Source organism: Streptomyces brasiliensis, assembly GCF_014647875.1.
Lineage (GTDB): Bacteria > Actinomycetota > Actinomycetes > Streptomycetales > Streptomycetaceae > Streptomyces > Streptomyces brasiliensis.
Genome location: NZ_BMQA01000017.1, coordinates 104,275 through 118,113, shown reverse-complemented (window position 1 = coordinate 118,113; position 13,839 = coordinate 104,275). Strand labels below are relative to the sequence as shown.

The following is a 13,839-nucleotide window of genomic DNA, read 5'->3' as shown; positions in this document are numbered from 1 at the left end:
CGGTCCGCGGGTTCCATGGTGATCGTGACGACGATCCGACGTGAGGTACTGACCCTGCCCGCAGCCGAGTTGGGTCCCGACAACCCCCTGCCCCCGCTCCGCCCGCTCGACGAGGTCCACCGCATCGAGGACCGGGACCGCGACGAACTGCCACGGGACATGGCTCGGCAGGTCGGCTACGAGCCGCTGCGCAGCCTGCTGCCGGTCCGGGTGAGGGACGGGTACGCCAGGGCGCATGAGCCGCGCGGCCTCGACGCGTTCGTGCTGGAGAACGACCGGCTGCGCGCCACCGTCCTGCCCGGCCTCGGCGGCCGGGTCGCCTCCCTGGTCCACCTGCCGACCGGCCGTGAACTCCTCTACCGCAACCCGGTGTTCCAGCCCGCCAACTTCGCCCTCAACGGCGCCTGGTACTCCGGCGGCATCGAGTGGAACATCGGCGCCACCGGCCACACCACCCTCTCCTGCTCGCCCCTGCACGCCGCCCGCGTCCCCGCTCCCGACGGCGGGGAGATGCTGCGCCTGTGGGAGTGGGAGCGGCTGCGCGACCTGCCCTTCCAGGTCGACCTGTGGCTGCCGGACGGCTCCGACTTCCTGTACGTCGGCGTCCGCGTCCGCAATCCGCACGAGCGGCCCGTGCCGGCGTACTGGTGGTCCAACATCGCCGTGCCCGAGGAGTGCCGGGTGCTCGCCCCCGCCGAGGAGGCCTGGCACTTCGGGTACGAGCGCATGCTGCGCCGGGTGCCCGTCCCGTCCTACGACGGCATCGACCGCACGTACCCGCTCAACAGCCCCTACGCCGCCGACTACTTCTACGAGGTGCCCGACGGCCGGCGTCGCTGGATCGCCGCGCTCGACGCCGACGGGCACGGACTGGTGCAGACGTCCACGGGCGTGCTGCGCGGACGCAAGCTGTTCGTCTGGGGCGTGGAGCCGGGCGGCCGGCGCTGGCAGGAGTGGCTCACCGAACCCGGTACCGGCGGCTACTGCGAGATCCAGGCCGGTCTCGCCCGCACCCAGCTGGAGCACGTACGCCTCGAGGCGGAGAGCGAGGTGTCCTGGCTGGAGGCGTACGGCCCGCTCGACGCACCGCCGGACGGCGAGTGGCCCGCCGTCCTGCGCACCGCCGAGGAGCGGCTGCAGGCGGCCCTGCCACGGGCGGACGTCGACGCCGCGTACGCCGCCTGGAAGCCGTACGCCGACGCCGAACCCGGCGAGATTCTGGCCACCGGGTCCGGCTGGGGCGCGCTCGAAGTGCGGCGCGGCGGCTGGAAGCTGCCCGGCACTCCCTTCGACGAGTCCACGCTGGGCGAGGCCCAGGCGCCCTGGCTTGAGCTGCTGCGCTCCGGCTCCTTCCCCGAACCGCGCCGGGTGCGGCCGCCGGGTGAGTCCCTGGTCGCCCCGCACTGGCGCGACATGCTGGAGACGGCGCCCGCCACCCCGCTCACCGAGTACCACCTCGGTGTCGCCCAGTGGCACGCCGGCGACCGCGCGCAGGCGGTGCGCAGCTGGGAGAGGGCCCTCGAACTCGCCCCGTCGCTCTGGCCGTTGCTGCGCTGCCTCGCCGTCGCCGACCGGGAGTCCGGCCAGCACGAACGGGCCGCCGACCGGTACGCCGACGCCTTCGACGACCTCTGCCATGAGCGGCGCGACGACGGCGCGCAGTGGACCGCGGCCACCGCCGCGCTCGGCCGCGAGGCCCTCCAGGCGCTGCTCGCGGTCCGGCGGGCGGCCCAGGCCCGCGCGGTGTGGGACCGGCTGCGCCCGGCGACCCGGGCCGGCGGCCGATTCCGGCTGATCGAGGCCGAGTTGCTGCTCGTCGAGGGGCGGCGCGGGGAGGCCCGGGCCGTGTTCGACGCGGGCTTCGAGGTGGCCGACCTGCGAGAGGGCGACGAGGCCGTCGGCCGGTTGTGGTCCCGTCTCACCGACGAGCCGCTGCCCGCCCGCTACGACTTCCGTATGCGTCCCACCACCCCTTGAGACGTACGGCAGTTGGTACCGCCGCGGGCGAACCGGACGACCGGCGGCCTTCGTCGCCGACAACACCCGGGGCGTGTCCCGATTCGGCGAGGAGGGTGCCGTGGCCGACGACACACAGCGCTGTCCGCAGTGCGGAGCCGCCATGCCCGCCGACGAGGGCTACCCGGCCTGGTGCGCCGCGTGCGACTGGAACGTGGCGCCCGAGCTGTTCGTCTACGGCGTCGGCGGCACGGCGACCTTGCGGCGCGAACTGGCCGGGCGACACGGCACTGACGTGTTCGAGGAGCTGGCCCGTGACGGCACTCAGGGGCGGCGTGTACGGCTCACACCGGCTCATCTCGCGTCGTACGCGCTCGGGTTGCTGGTCCACGCGTCGTCGCTCGCCCTGCTCGCCGCCGGGGCCGCGCTGATCGTCCTCGGGTGGCCGCAGCCCTTCGCGCTCGCGGCCGGAGGTGTGCTCGTACTGCTCTTCCCGTTCCTGCGCCCCCGCGTCCCCCGGCTCGGCTCGGGCCCGACCCGGCTGCGCCGGGCGGACGCGCCACGGCTGTTCCGGCTGATCGACTCCGTCGCCGCGGAACTCGGGACGCGGAGCGTCGACGTCGTCGTGGTGGACCCCTGGTTCAATGCGGCCGTGGGGTCGTACGGGATCCGCCGGCGGGTGCTGCACCTCGGGCTCGGCCTCTGGTACGTACTCACGCCCCAGCAGCGGGTCGCGCTCCTCGGGCACGAACTGGGTCACTTCGCGGGCGGGGACACCCGGCACGGGCTCACCGTGGGCACCGCGCTGAACACGCTGCGCGTGTGGGAGTACCTGCTGCGTCCGGAGCGCGGCCGGTACCGGGCCGTCCGGGCGCTGCTCACCGTGCCGCACCACACCGCCCAGTCCGTGCTCCGGCTCCTCGACCGGCTCTCGGTGCACGGCTTCCCGCGCCGCGAGTACCTCGCCGACGACGTGGCCGCGCGGATCGCCTCCACCGAGGCCGCGCTGGGCCTCATCGAGACGCTGCTGCACGCCGAACGCGTCGAGGAGGAGTTGCGGCGGCTGGCGGCGGACGGGGAGGCGCCGCGGGACGAGCGGCTGTGGGCGCTGCTCGCCGAGCACGTGGCCGCCGTACCCGCCCGTGAGCGTGAACGGCTGCGCCGGATCAGCGAGTTGACATGGCACCACGTGGATGACACCCACCCGCCCACGCATCTGCGCATGGCCCTGCTCGACCGGCGCGGCCCGGGCGAGCCGGCCGTCGTCTGCGACGACAGGACCGTGCGGGCCGTGGAGCGCGAGCTGCGGCCGGTGGCCCGCCGGCTGGCGCGGGCCGTGGCCGAGGACCGGTGATCCGGATCAGGCGCGATGGTCCACGTACTCGAACAGCGAGCCGTCCGGATGCATCGCCAGCAGATTGCGGCCCGCCGGAGTGGGGACCGGGCCCGCGAGGACGTGGGCGCCGAGGTCCGTGAGCAGCCGGTGGGCCTCGTCCACGTCCTTGACCGCTATCGTCGCGGCCACCTTGCGCAGCACCTCCAGCTCGGACTCGGGGCCGCTCATCAGCAGGAAGGAGCCGATGGCGGCCACCTGGACACCGCCGCGTTCGAACCGGAGAGCGGTGCCGCCCGCGAGGCGTTCGTAGAAGGGGATCGCGGTCTCGAGGTCGTCGACACAGATACGCAGTGAGGCGCCCAGAATCTCCATGCGCACGAGCCTAGTTGCGGGCGGTCGGGGCAGGTGATCACTTCACAAGATCGCCGCGCTCCCGTGGGCCGTGTTACCGGTCGCGCGGGACGGGTACTCGGCGGTCATGGCAGGCCTTGATCACCTGGAGCACCTGGACAAAGAACTGGTGGACGAGCTGGCGCTGGTGGCACGCGAGACCGTGCGCGACGAGGTGCGCGAGCAGACGCGCAAGCAGCGCCGCACGGCCCAGCTGTACGCCGCGTCCGGCACCCTCGCCCTGTACGCGGGCGGGGCCCTCGCGCTCGCCCTGGGACTGGCGCTGGCGGTAGCCCTGCCGGGCTGGGCCGCCGCGCTGATCACCGCGGCGCTTCTGGGTACCGCGGCCTACCTGCTGCGCGGCGCCGCCCGCCCGAGGACGGCGGCCGGGGCGCCGGGCGGCCCGCGGGCCGACCCGGGCATACCGCCGTATCCGCCCGCGCCGCCCGACCGGCCCAGGACGGATCCGGACGTACCGCACCACAGAGCGTGACGGTGAGCGGTATGGCGCGGCCCGTTTGAGCGCCCCGAGCAGGGTTACGCGAAAGGCCTCGGACCCGTCACACCGCCGGAGGCGCACCGTGAGCCGACCCCGCATCGTGATCGTCGGCGCCGGGTTCGCCGGGTACCGGACGGCCCGCCGACTGCCCCGGCAGCTCCGGCACCGGGCCGACGTCACCCTGCTGAACCCGACCGACTACTTCCTGTACCTGCCCCTGCTGCCCCAGGTCTCCGCCGGGATCCTGGAACCGCGCCGGGTCACCGTCTCCCTCTCCGGCACCCTGCGCGGGGTGCGCCCGGTGCTCGGCGAGGCGGACCGCGTCGACTTCGACGAGCGCACCGTGCACTACATGGACCCCGAGGGCGGCACCGGGACCCTGGCCTACGACCGGCTCGTGCTGTCCGTCGGCAGCGTCAACAAACTGTTGCCGATCCCGGGGGTCGCCGAGCACGCCCACGGCTACCGCGGTCTGCCCGAGGCGCTGTACCTGCGCGACCACGTGACCCGCCAGATGGAGCTGGCCGCCGCGGCCGGCGACACCAAGGGGTGCGCCGCGCGCTGCACCTTCGTCGTGGTCGGCGCCGGGTACACCGGCACCGAAGTGGCCGCGCAGATGCAGATGTACACCGACCGGATGACCCGCAGGCGGCCCCTGCCGGGCGGGGTACGGCCCCGCTGGCTGCTCCTCGACGTCGCGCCGCGCGTGCTGCCCGAGATGGACGAGCGGCTCTCGCGTACCGCCGACGAAGTGCTCCGGCAGCGCGGAGTCGACGTCCGTATGGGCACCTCCGTGAAAGAGGCCACCCACGACGGCGTGCTGCTCACCGACGGCGAGTTCGTCGAGTCACGGACCCTCGTGTGGTGCGTCGGCGTACGGCCCGATCCGCTCGTCGCGGACACCGGACGGCCGCTGGAGCGCGGCCGGCTCGTCGTCGACCCGTACCTCCAGGTGCCCGGTCACCCCGAGGTGTTCGCGTGCGGCGACGCGGCCGCCGTGCCCGACCTCGAGCGTCCCGGCGAGCTGACGCCGATGACGGCCCAGCACGCCTGGCGGCAGGGCCGGGTGGCCGCCGAAAACGTGGCCGCCTCGCTCGGTGCCGGGGAGCGCCGCGCGTACCGCCACCGCGACCTGGGCTTCGTGGTCGACCTGGGCGGTGCGCAGGCTGCCGCCAACCCGCTCGGGGTACCGCTCAAGGGGCTGCCGGCGGGGGTGGTCACCCGCGGCTACCACCTCGCGGCGATGCCCGGCAACCGGATCCGGGTCGCCGCCGACTGGCTCCTGGACGCCGTACTGCCGCGCCAGGCCGTCCAGTTGGGGCTGGTCCGCGCCTGGTCGGTCCCGCTGGACACGGCCTCACCGGAACTGGCCCGGGTCGGCCCGGAGCACCACGCGGCGCACCACCTCTCACCCGGCCCCGTGAAGCGCGCCGACATGCCACCGGAAGGAGACTCATGAACACCGCCGAACTCGTCGAACTCGCCCAGCAGTTGCGCGTGGACAGCGTGCGGGCCGCCGCCGCGGCGGAGTCCGGGCACCCGACGTCCTCGATGTCCGCCGCCGAGCTGATGGCGGTGCTGCTCGACCGCCATCTGCGCTACGACTTCGAGCGCCCCGCCCACCCGGCCAACGACCGCTTCGTCCTGTCCAAGGGGCACGCCTCACCGCTGCTGTACGCCGCCTACAAGGCCGCGGGCGCCGTCGACGACGCCGAACTGCTCACCTTCCGCAGGCTCGGCAGCCACCTCGAAGGACACCCGACACCCCGTCGCCTGCCCTGGGTGGAGACCGCCACCGGCTCGCTCGGTCAGGGGCTGCCGGTCGGCGTCGGCATCGCGCTGGCCGGCAAGCGGCTGGACCGCGCCGTGTTCCGCGTCTGGGTGCTGTGTGGGGACAGCGAGCTGGCCGAGGGCTCGATCTGGGAGGCCGCCGAGCACGCCGGGTACGAGCACCTCGACAACCTCACGGCGATCGTGGACGTCAACCGGCTCGGCCAGCGCGGCCCCACCCGGCACGGCCACGACCTGGACGCCTACGCCCGCCGCTTCGCCGCCTTCGGCTGGCACCCGGTGGAGGTCGACGGGCATGACGTGGACGCCGTCGACCGCGCCTACAGCGAGGCCGAGTCCACCACCGGACAGCCCACGGTGATCCTCGCCCGTACCCTCAAGGGCAAGGGCGTCGCCTCCGTCCAGGACCGCGAGGGCCTGCACGGCAAGCCGTTGCCCGACCCCGAGGAGGCCGTCGCCGAGCTGGGCGGCGTCCGCGATCTGCGGGTGCGCGTGCAGGAGCCGTTCACCTCCCGGATGCTGCACTCCGTGCCCACCGAGTCGCTGGAACTCCCGCGCTACGACAAGGGCGAGAAGGCCGCCACCCGGGACGCCTTCGGCAGGGCCCTCGCCGCGCTCGGCACCGCGCGTGGTGACATCGTCGCCCTGGACGGCGAGGTCGGCGACTCCACCCGGACCGAGTTCTTCGCCAAGGAGCACCCGGACCGCTTCTTCGAGTGCTACATCGCCGAGCAGCAGCTCGTCGCCACGGCCGTCGGCATGGCGGCGCGCGGCTGGGTGCCGTACGCCTCGACGTTCGCCGCCTTCCTCACGCGCGCGCACGATTTCATCCGCATGGCGTCGATCGGCGGCGCCGGGATCAACCTCGTCGGCTCGCACGCGGGCGTCGCGATCGGCCAGGACGGCCCCTCCCAGATGGGGCTGGAGGACCTCGCCATGTTCCGGGCGGTGTACGGCTCGGCCGTGCTCTACCCGTGCGACCCCAACCAGACCGCCAAGCTCGTCGCCGCCATGGCCGGCCTGGACGGCATCCGCTACCTGCGCACCTCGCGCGGCGCCGGCCCCGTCCTGTACGGCCCCGACGAGGAGTTCACCGTCGGCGGCAGCAAGGTGCTGCGCTCCTCCCCGGAGGACCGGCTGACCGTCGTCGCGGCCGGGGTCACCGTGCCCGAGGCGCTCGCCGCCGCCGACACGCTCGCGGGCGAGGACATCCCGGTCCGGGTGATCGACCTCTACTCCGTCAAGCCCGTCGACCGGCACACCCTGCGCCGGGCCGCCGAGGAGACCGGCGCCCTGGTCACCGTCGAGGACCACCGCCAGGAGGGCGGCCTCGGGGACGCCGTACTGGACGCGTTCCTCGACGGCAGGCCCGTGCCCCGGCTGGTGCGGCTCGCGGTGCGTACGATGCCGGGTTCCGCCGCGCCCGACGAGCAGCTGCACGCCGCGGGCATCGACGCCATGGCGATCGCGGCGACCGGGCGGCTGCTGGTGGAGGAGGCGGTCGCGCTGTGAAGGGCGAGGTGGTCGTGCGATGACGGACGAGACGCGGACGGTGCGGGCGGGCCGCCGCACGGTGACGGTCCACCGGCCGGACAAGGTGCTCTTCCCAGGCGACGGGGGCGCGAAGGAGTACACCAAGGCCGACCTGGTCGAGCACTACCGGTCCGTCGCCCGCTACATGCTGCCGCACCTGCGCGGCCGCCCGCTGATGCTGGAGCGCCGGCCGGACGGCCTGCACGGTCCCCGGTTCATGCAGAAGAACGTCCCCGACAGCTATCCGGAGTGGATCGTCCGGGCCGAGGTCGCCAAGGAGGGCGGCACGGTCACCCATGTCGTCTGCGACGACACCGCCACCCTCGTCTTCCTCGCCGACCAGGCCTGTCTCACCATGCACCGCTGGCTCTCCCGCGCCGATCGGCCCAACTGGCCCGACCGGATGGTCTTCGACCTCGACCCGTCCACCGACGACTTCGCGGCGGTGCGCGAGGCGGCGGGATGGCTCGGTGAACTGCTCGGCCAACTACGGTTGCCGTCGGCCCCGATGACCACCGGATCGCGCGGCCTGCATGTCGTCGTTCCGCTGACCCGACATCAGGAGTTCGACGAGGTACGTGAGTTCGCCCGGGATGTCGCCGAGCTGCTGGCCGGCGACCACCCCGGGCGGCTCACCACGGCCGCCCGCAAGGCGGACCGCGGCGACCGCCTCTACCTCGACGTGCAGCGCAACGCCTACGCACAGACAGCGGTCGCGCCCTACTCGGTACGCGCCAAGCCCGGCGCCCCCGTCGCCGTCCCCGTCTCCTGGAACCAGCTCGAGGACCCCACCCTGGACTCCCGCCGCTGGACGATCGCCGACGCCGTCGACCAGGCCCGCACCGACCCCTGGGCCGGGATGATGACGAAGGGCCGGTCACTGGGGCCGGCCCGGCGCCGCCTGGACGAGCTGCGCGAGGGCCGACGACGCTGAGGTCACGGCTTGCGGCCGAGGGTCTCGCCGTTCACGCCCTGCGGCAGAGGTTCTCGCGCCGAGGTCGGCTCCCGGGGCCGGGGAGCGTGGCGTTCACGCCTTGCGGCAGAGGATCTCGCCGTGCAGTACGGCGAACCAGCCGTCCTCCCGCTTCCCCCACTCCCGCCAGGCCTCCGCCACGGCCGTCAGCTCCTCGGCGCTCGTATGCCCGCCGTCGACGGCCCGCTCGGCGTACGACGACGCCACCGTCCGGTCCGCCCACAGCCCGCTCCACCACGCACGCTCCTCGGGCGTGGCGAACGTCCATGTGCCGGACGTGGCCGTGATGTCCGTCAACCCCGCGGCCAGCGCCCACGACTTCAGCCGCCGCCCGGCGTCCGGCTCGCCCCCGTTGGCGCGGGCCACCCGCCGGTACAGGTCCAACCAGTCATCCAGAACGGGCAGTTCGGGGTACCAGGTCATCGCCGCGTAGTCGGAGTCGCGGACGGCGATGAACCCGCCCGGCTTGGTGACCCGGACCATCTCGCGCAGCGCCTGCACCGGGTCGCCCACGTGCTGGAGCACCTGGTGAGCATGGACCACGCAGAACGTGTCGTCGGGATAGTCGAGGGCGTGGACGTCGGCGACCGCGAAGTCGACGTTCGTCAGGCCGCGCGCGCCGGCCGTGTCCCGGGCCTGGTCCAGGATGCCCGGCGCGTGGTCGACGCCGGTGACGTGCCCGTCGGGGACCAGGGCCGCCAGGTCGGCGGTGATCGTCCCGGGGCCGCAGCCGATGTCCAGGATCTTCATGTGCGGTTTGAGCGAGCCGAGCAGATAGGCCGCGGAGTTGGCGGCGGTCCGCCAGGTGTGCGAACGCAGCACCGACTCGTGGTGCCCGTGCGTGTAGACGGCGGTCTCCTGCGACTTCGGCATGGCACTGCCCCTTCTTCTCCGGTCGTTTCCGGTGTTCCGCCACCGTACGTCCGAGTGCCGAATAATGAGACATGCGTTTTGGTATGTGGACTGACGGGTCATCGAATCCGGGGCAGAGGCCGGTAGACGGTCAGGGCGCGCGGCAGCTTCTCCAGTGTCAACTCGCCTCCCACATCCGTGACTTCGCCGTCGTACGCCAGGAGCGTGCCAGGAGTCACGCCGGCCAGGCGCAACCGGTCCACCCGGACCGACGCGTGGGCCGGGGAACGGCTCAGGGGGGCCGCGAGGGCGGCGGCCAGCAGCTCCAGCGCCGGCCTGCGGCCACCGTGCACCAGCCGTACGTCGAGCAGTCCGTCCGCCAGGTCGAGCCGGCGCCCCGGGCTGAACCCCAGCTGGTGGTACACGCAGTTGCCGACGAACAGCAGCCACAACGGGCGCTTGGCGCCGCCGAGTTCGACCTTCAGTGGATGGCGGTGCGCGCGCAGCACCCGCAGTGCGCCGAGCACGCCGGCCGGCCAGGCGCCGATCCGGTGCGACCAGTGCTCCCGCTCGCGCACCAGCTCCGGATAGACGCCCAGGCTCAGGGTGTTGAGGAAGACGCCCTCCCGGCCACGGGACGAAAAGCGCCCCACGTCCACGTGGACCGCCGCGCCCCGCCGCACCGCCCGCGCGAGGCCGCGCGCGTCCACGATGCCCAGGTCGTGTGCGAAGTGGTTGAGCGTCCCGCCGGGCAGGACCGCGAGCGGCAGTCCCTGGCGCAGGGCGGTGGCGGCGGCCGTGTTCACCGTGCCGTCGCCACCGCAGACGCCCAGGATCCGCGCCCGGGTCGCCGCCTTCGCCAACTCGGTCTCCACGTCGTCCGGTTCGCACGCGACGACCTCCGCCCCCGGCAGCTCGACCCGCAGCGCGCGCACACGGTCGGCGCCGCCCGCGCGCTGGTTCATGACGACGATCAGCCCCTCGCCGTCGGCCGCCGCCGGGGCCACCGCGCGCGGCCTGGCCCGTGGGCCGATCCCGGCCCGTGTGGGCACCAGGCCACGTACGGCGAACGCGGCGATCGCGCCGAGCCCGGCACCCGCCAGGACGTCGCTCGGGAAGTGCACGCCCGTGTAGACACGGGACATCGCCACCGAGAAGGCCACCGGCGCCAGCGCCGCACCCCACGCCGGGGACTCCAGGGCGACCCCGGTCGCGAAGGCGGCCGCCGACGCCGCGTGACCGGACGGGAACGACGTGGTGATCGGCTGCCGCTTCAGCTGCCGCACCCTCGGGACCGGGTCCAGGGCGGGCCGCGGGCGGCGCACCGAGCGCTTGCCGAGCGTGTTGATCGTCAGGGAGGCCAGGCTCAGCGAGGCGAGACCGCGGGCGGCGGCCCGGCGGGCGTGCGGGGTGCGGCTCGCGGTCAGCGCCGCCGCTGTCGCGAACCACAGCAGCCCGTGGTTCGCGCTCCGGCTCAGCCGCGGCAGCACCGGCTCCGCACCCGGCCAGTGTCGGTCGGCGGCCATCCGGAACAGCCGGGAGTCGAGGCCGAGCAGCCGGGCGCGCAGCGCGTGCCGGCCCGGCAGGGGGACGGTGAGGTCGACGTCGGGGCTCATATCGGGCCGGGTACCCTGAAGCCGCCATTTGTTGTGCGTCGATGGTGCGCAGGAGTGTCGTGCCGGGGTGGCGCGCATCACTGTCGCGCGACGGTGGTGCGGACGACTGTCGTGCGACGGTGGTGTGAACGAGCGAGAGGAACCCCGTATGCGGCTGCTGCTCATCCGCCACGGTCAGACGCCGTCCAACGTCGACTTCCTGCTCGACACCGCCGTACCCGGACCCGGACTGACCCTCCTCGGGGAGCGGCAGGCCGCCGCCCTGCCCGCCGCGCTCGCCGACGAGGACATCGAGGCCCTCTACGCCTCGACCCTGATCCGCACCCAGCTCACCGCCGCCCCGCTGGCCACTGCCCGGGGCCTCGACGTGCACGTCCGCGACGGCCTGCGCGAGCTGTCCGCGGGCGACCTGGAGATGGTGCCCGGCGACTCGGAGCGCGGTCAGCTGTACATGCGGACCGTGTTCGCCTGGGCCTCCGGTGACACCGGCCTGCGGATGCCGGGCGGCGAGACCGGCATCGAGGCGCTCGCGCGGTACGACGCCGTGATCGCCGAGGCCGCGCGCAGCGGCGCCGGGAGCGTCGCCATGGTCAGCCACGGCGCCGCGATCCGCATGTGGACGTCCGCCCGTGCCGACAACGTCGACGTGTCCTTCGCCGCCGCCCGCCCGCTGGACAACACCGGTGTGGTCGTCCTGGAGGGCTCGCCCTCCGACGGCTGGAAGGCCCTGTCCTGGGCCGGCGCCGTCGTGGCACCCGCCGGGGAGAGCGGCCCGGCCGGGGAACCGCAGCCGGTGAGCCGGAGCGGCCCGGACACGGCCGGATAACGGTTTGCCGCAGGTCGGGGGCGCCCCGCACAATTCCTGCCCATGGGACATCTGGAAGCCGCACACCTCGAGTACTACCTCCCCGACGGGAGGGCGCTGCTCGGCGACGTGTCCTTCCGGGTCGGCGAAGGCGCCGCCGTCGCCCTGGTCGGCCCCAACGGCGCGGGCAAGACGACCCTGCTGAGGCTGATCTCCGGCGAGCTGAAACCGCACGGCGGCACGGTCACCGTGAGCGGCGGCCTCGGCGTGATGCGCCAGTTCGTCGGTTCCGTACGGGACGAGACGACCGTACGCGACCTGCTGGTGTCCGTCGCACCGCCGCGAATCCAGGAGGCCGCGCGGGCCGTCGACAAGGCTGAGCACGCCATCATGACCGTCGACGACGAGGCCGCTCAGCTGCAGTACGCGCAGGCCCTCGCCGACTGGGCCGAGGTGCGCGGCTACGAGGCCGAGACCCTGTGGGACATGTGCACCACGGCCGCCCTCGGCATGCCTTACGAGCGGGCCCAGTGGCGCGAGGTGCGCACCCTCTCCGGCGGCGAGCAGAAGCGGCTGGTCCTGGAGGCACTGCTGCGCGGCACCGACGAGGTGCTGCTGCTCGACGAGCCCGACAACTACCTCGATGTGCCCGGCAAGCGCTGGCTGGAGGAGCGGCTGGGGGAGACCCGCAAGACGGTCCTGTTCGTCTCCCACGACCGCGAACTCCTCGCCCGCGCCGCTGAGAAGATCGTCTCTGTGGAGCCGGGACCGGCCGGCGCCGACGCCTGGGTGCACGGTGGGGGCTTCGCCACGTACCACGAGGCCCGGCGCGAACGCTTCGCCCGCTTCGAGGAGTTGCGCCGACGCTGGGACGAGAAGCACGCGCAGCTGAAGAAGCTCGTCCTGAACCTCCGTCAGGCGGCCAGCATCAGTCATGAACTGGCCTCCCGCTACCAGGCCGCGCAGACCCGCCTGCGCAAGTTCGAGGAGGCCGGACCCCCGCCCGAGCCGCCGCGCGAGCAGGACATCACCATGCGCCTCAAGGGCGGCCGCACGGGCGTAAGGGCAGTCACCTGTACGGGACTCGAGCTGACCGGCCTGATGAAACCCTTCGACCTGGAGGTGTTCTACGGCGAACGAGTCGCCGTCCTCGGCTCCAACGGCTCCGGCAAGTCGCACTTCCTGCGGCTGCTCGCCGGCGACGACGTGGCGCACACCGGGCAGTGGAAGCTCGGTGCGCGCGTGGTGCCCGGGCACTTCGCCCAGACGCACGCGCACCCCGAACTGATGGGCCGTACGCTTCTGGACATCCTGTGGAAGGAGCACTCCCAGGACCGGGGCGCGGCCATGTCCCGGCTGCGCCGCTACGAGCTGACCGGCCAGGCCGAGCAACCCTTCGACCGGCTCTCCGGCGGCCAGCAGGCCCGTTTCCAGATCCTTCTGCTGGAGCTTCAGGGCGTCACCGCGCTGCTGCTCGACGAGCCGACCGACAACCTCGACCTGGAGTCGGCGGAGGCGTTGCAGGAGGGTCTCGAGGCGTTCGACGGGACGGTCCTCGCGGTGACCCACGACCGCTGGTTCGCCCGCTCCTTCGACCGCTACCTCGTCTTCGGCAGCGACGGCCGGGTACGGGAGACACCGGAGCCGGTGTGGGACGAGCATCGGGTGGAGCGGGCGCGGTAGGGGCCACCTGTTCGTACAGTGGCCTTAAGGAACGTGAGACTCGACGAGCGGGGCACGCCATGACTGGAGTCGACCCGGACCGTCTGGACGACCAGCAGCTCATGAAGGAGCTGGAGACGATCCACCGCACGCGCCACGACACGCTGCTCTACGGCTCGAACGACGCACTGCGGGCCCACAACGAGCGCATGGCCCAGCTCGAGGGCGAATACCTGCGCCGCAACCCGCGCCGGCTCATCGCCGCGGGCCGCACCCGGGAGGGCGCCCGCGAGCGGAACTGCGGCGGGGCGGCGGCTCCGGGGAGCGGCAAGGGCTGAACGGGTCCGGCCGGCTGCCCGTCCGGGCAGCCGCGGGGTCACCCGATAGGCCGTTCCGTGTCCCGCCAATGGCGTCCGGCCGCGCGCG

Annotated in this window: 12 protein-coding genes; 9 read left to right on the top strand and 3 right to left on the bottom strand. The window is 73.6% G+C overall.

Annotated elements, in window-relative coordinates:
• The first annotated feature begins 15 nt into the window (after positions 1–15).
• Complete coding sequence (locus IEZ19_RS24920; RefSeq protein ID WP_189313515.1) at positions 16–1,977, top strand: DUF5107 domain-containing protein; 1,962 nt, start codon at positions 16–18, stop codon at positions 1,975–1,977.
• Positions 1,978–2,077: 100 nt separating this feature from the next.
• The gene (locus IEZ19_RS24915; protein ID WP_189313514.1) at positions 2,078–3,310 is read left to right on the top strand and encodes a M48 family metallopeptidase; all 1,233 of its coding nucleotides are present in this window, start codon (positions 2,078–2,080) and stop codon (positions 3,308–3,310) included.
• A 6-nt stretch (positions 3,311–3,316) separates the two neighbouring features.
• On the opposite strand, the gene IEZ19_RS24910 is transcribed toward IEZ19_RS24915, so the two are convergent.
• A complete protein-coding gene (locus IEZ19_RS24910; protein ID WP_189313513.1) occupies positions 3,317–3,664 on the bottom strand; it encodes a VOC family protein in 348 nt (115 codons plus the stop codon).
• 106 nt (positions 3,665–3,770) lie between these two features.
• On the opposite strand from IEZ19_RS24910, the gene IEZ19_RS24905 reads away from it, so the two are divergent.
• From IEZ19_RS24905 to ligD, 4 genes are all read left to right on the top strand, one after another.
• On the top strand, positions 3,771–4,175 hold the full coding sequence (locus IEZ19_RS24905) for a phage holin family protein (RefSeq protein WP_189313512.1): 405 nt from the start codon (positions 3,771–3,773) through the stop codon (positions 4,173–4,175).
• Between the two features lie 88 nt (positions 4,176–4,263).
• A complete protein-coding gene (locus IEZ19_RS24900; RefSeq protein WP_189313511.1) occupies positions 4,264–5,640 on the top strand; it encodes an NAD(P)/FAD-dependent oxidoreductase in 1,377 nt (458 codons plus the stop codon).
• Positions 5,637–7,484 (top strand): transketolase, encoded by a 1,848-nt coding sequence (locus IEZ19_RS24895; protein WP_189313510.1) that lies wholly within the window; start codon positions 5,637–5,639, stop codon positions 7,482–7,484. Before IEZ19_RS24900 ends, IEZ19_RS24895 begins: the two co-directional genes overlap by 4 nt.
• 19 nt (positions 7,485–7,503) lie before the next feature.
• Entirely contained in the window at positions 7,504–8,439 is a 936-nt protein-coding gene (gene ligD, locus IEZ19_RS24890) for a non-homologous end-joining DNA ligase (protein ID WP_189313509.1), read from the top strand.
• A gap of 93 nt (positions 8,440–8,532) precedes the next feature.
• On the opposite strand, the gene IEZ19_RS24885 is transcribed toward ligD, so the two are convergent.
• Together IEZ19_RS24885 and IEZ19_RS24880 are read right to left on the bottom strand one after the other, a co-directional pair.
• Complete coding sequence (locus IEZ19_RS24885) at positions 8,533–9,351, bottom strand: class I SAM-dependent methyltransferase (RefSeq protein ID WP_189313508.1); 819 nt, start codon at positions 9,349–9,351, stop codon at positions 8,533–8,535.
• Between the two features lie 98 nt (positions 9,352–9,449).
• Complete coding sequence (locus IEZ19_RS24880) at positions 9,450–10,946, bottom strand: bifunctional phosphatase PAP2/diacylglycerol kinase family protein (protein ID WP_189313507.1); 1,497 nt, start codon at positions 10,944–10,946, stop codon at positions 9,450–9,452.
• Between the two features lie 148 nt (positions 10,947–11,094).
• Between IEZ19_RS24880 and IEZ19_RS24875 the strand changes: the two genes are divergently transcribed.
• The 3 genes from IEZ19_RS24875 to IEZ19_RS24865 are packed head-to-tail and all read left to right on the top strand — an operon-like array spanning position 11,095 to position 13,751.
• The gene (locus IEZ19_RS24875; protein ID WP_189313506.1) at positions 11,095–11,772 is read left to right on the top strand and encodes a histidine phosphatase family protein; all 678 of its coding nucleotides are present in this window, start codon (positions 11,095–11,097) and stop codon (positions 11,770–11,772) included.
• A 42-nt stretch (positions 11,773–11,814) separates the two neighbouring features.
• Entirely contained in the window at positions 11,815–13,434 is a 1,620-nt protein-coding gene (locus tag IEZ19_RS24870) for an ABC-F family ATP-binding cassette domain-containing protein (protein WP_189313505.1), read from the top strand.
• A 59-nt stretch (positions 13,435–13,493) separates the two neighbouring features.
• On the top strand, positions 13,494–13,751 hold the full coding sequence (locus tag IEZ19_RS24865; protein ID WP_189313504.1) for a DUF6158 family protein: 258 nt from the start codon (positions 13,494–13,496) through the stop codon (positions 13,749–13,751).
• Positions 13,752–13,839 lie beyond the last annotated feature (88 nt).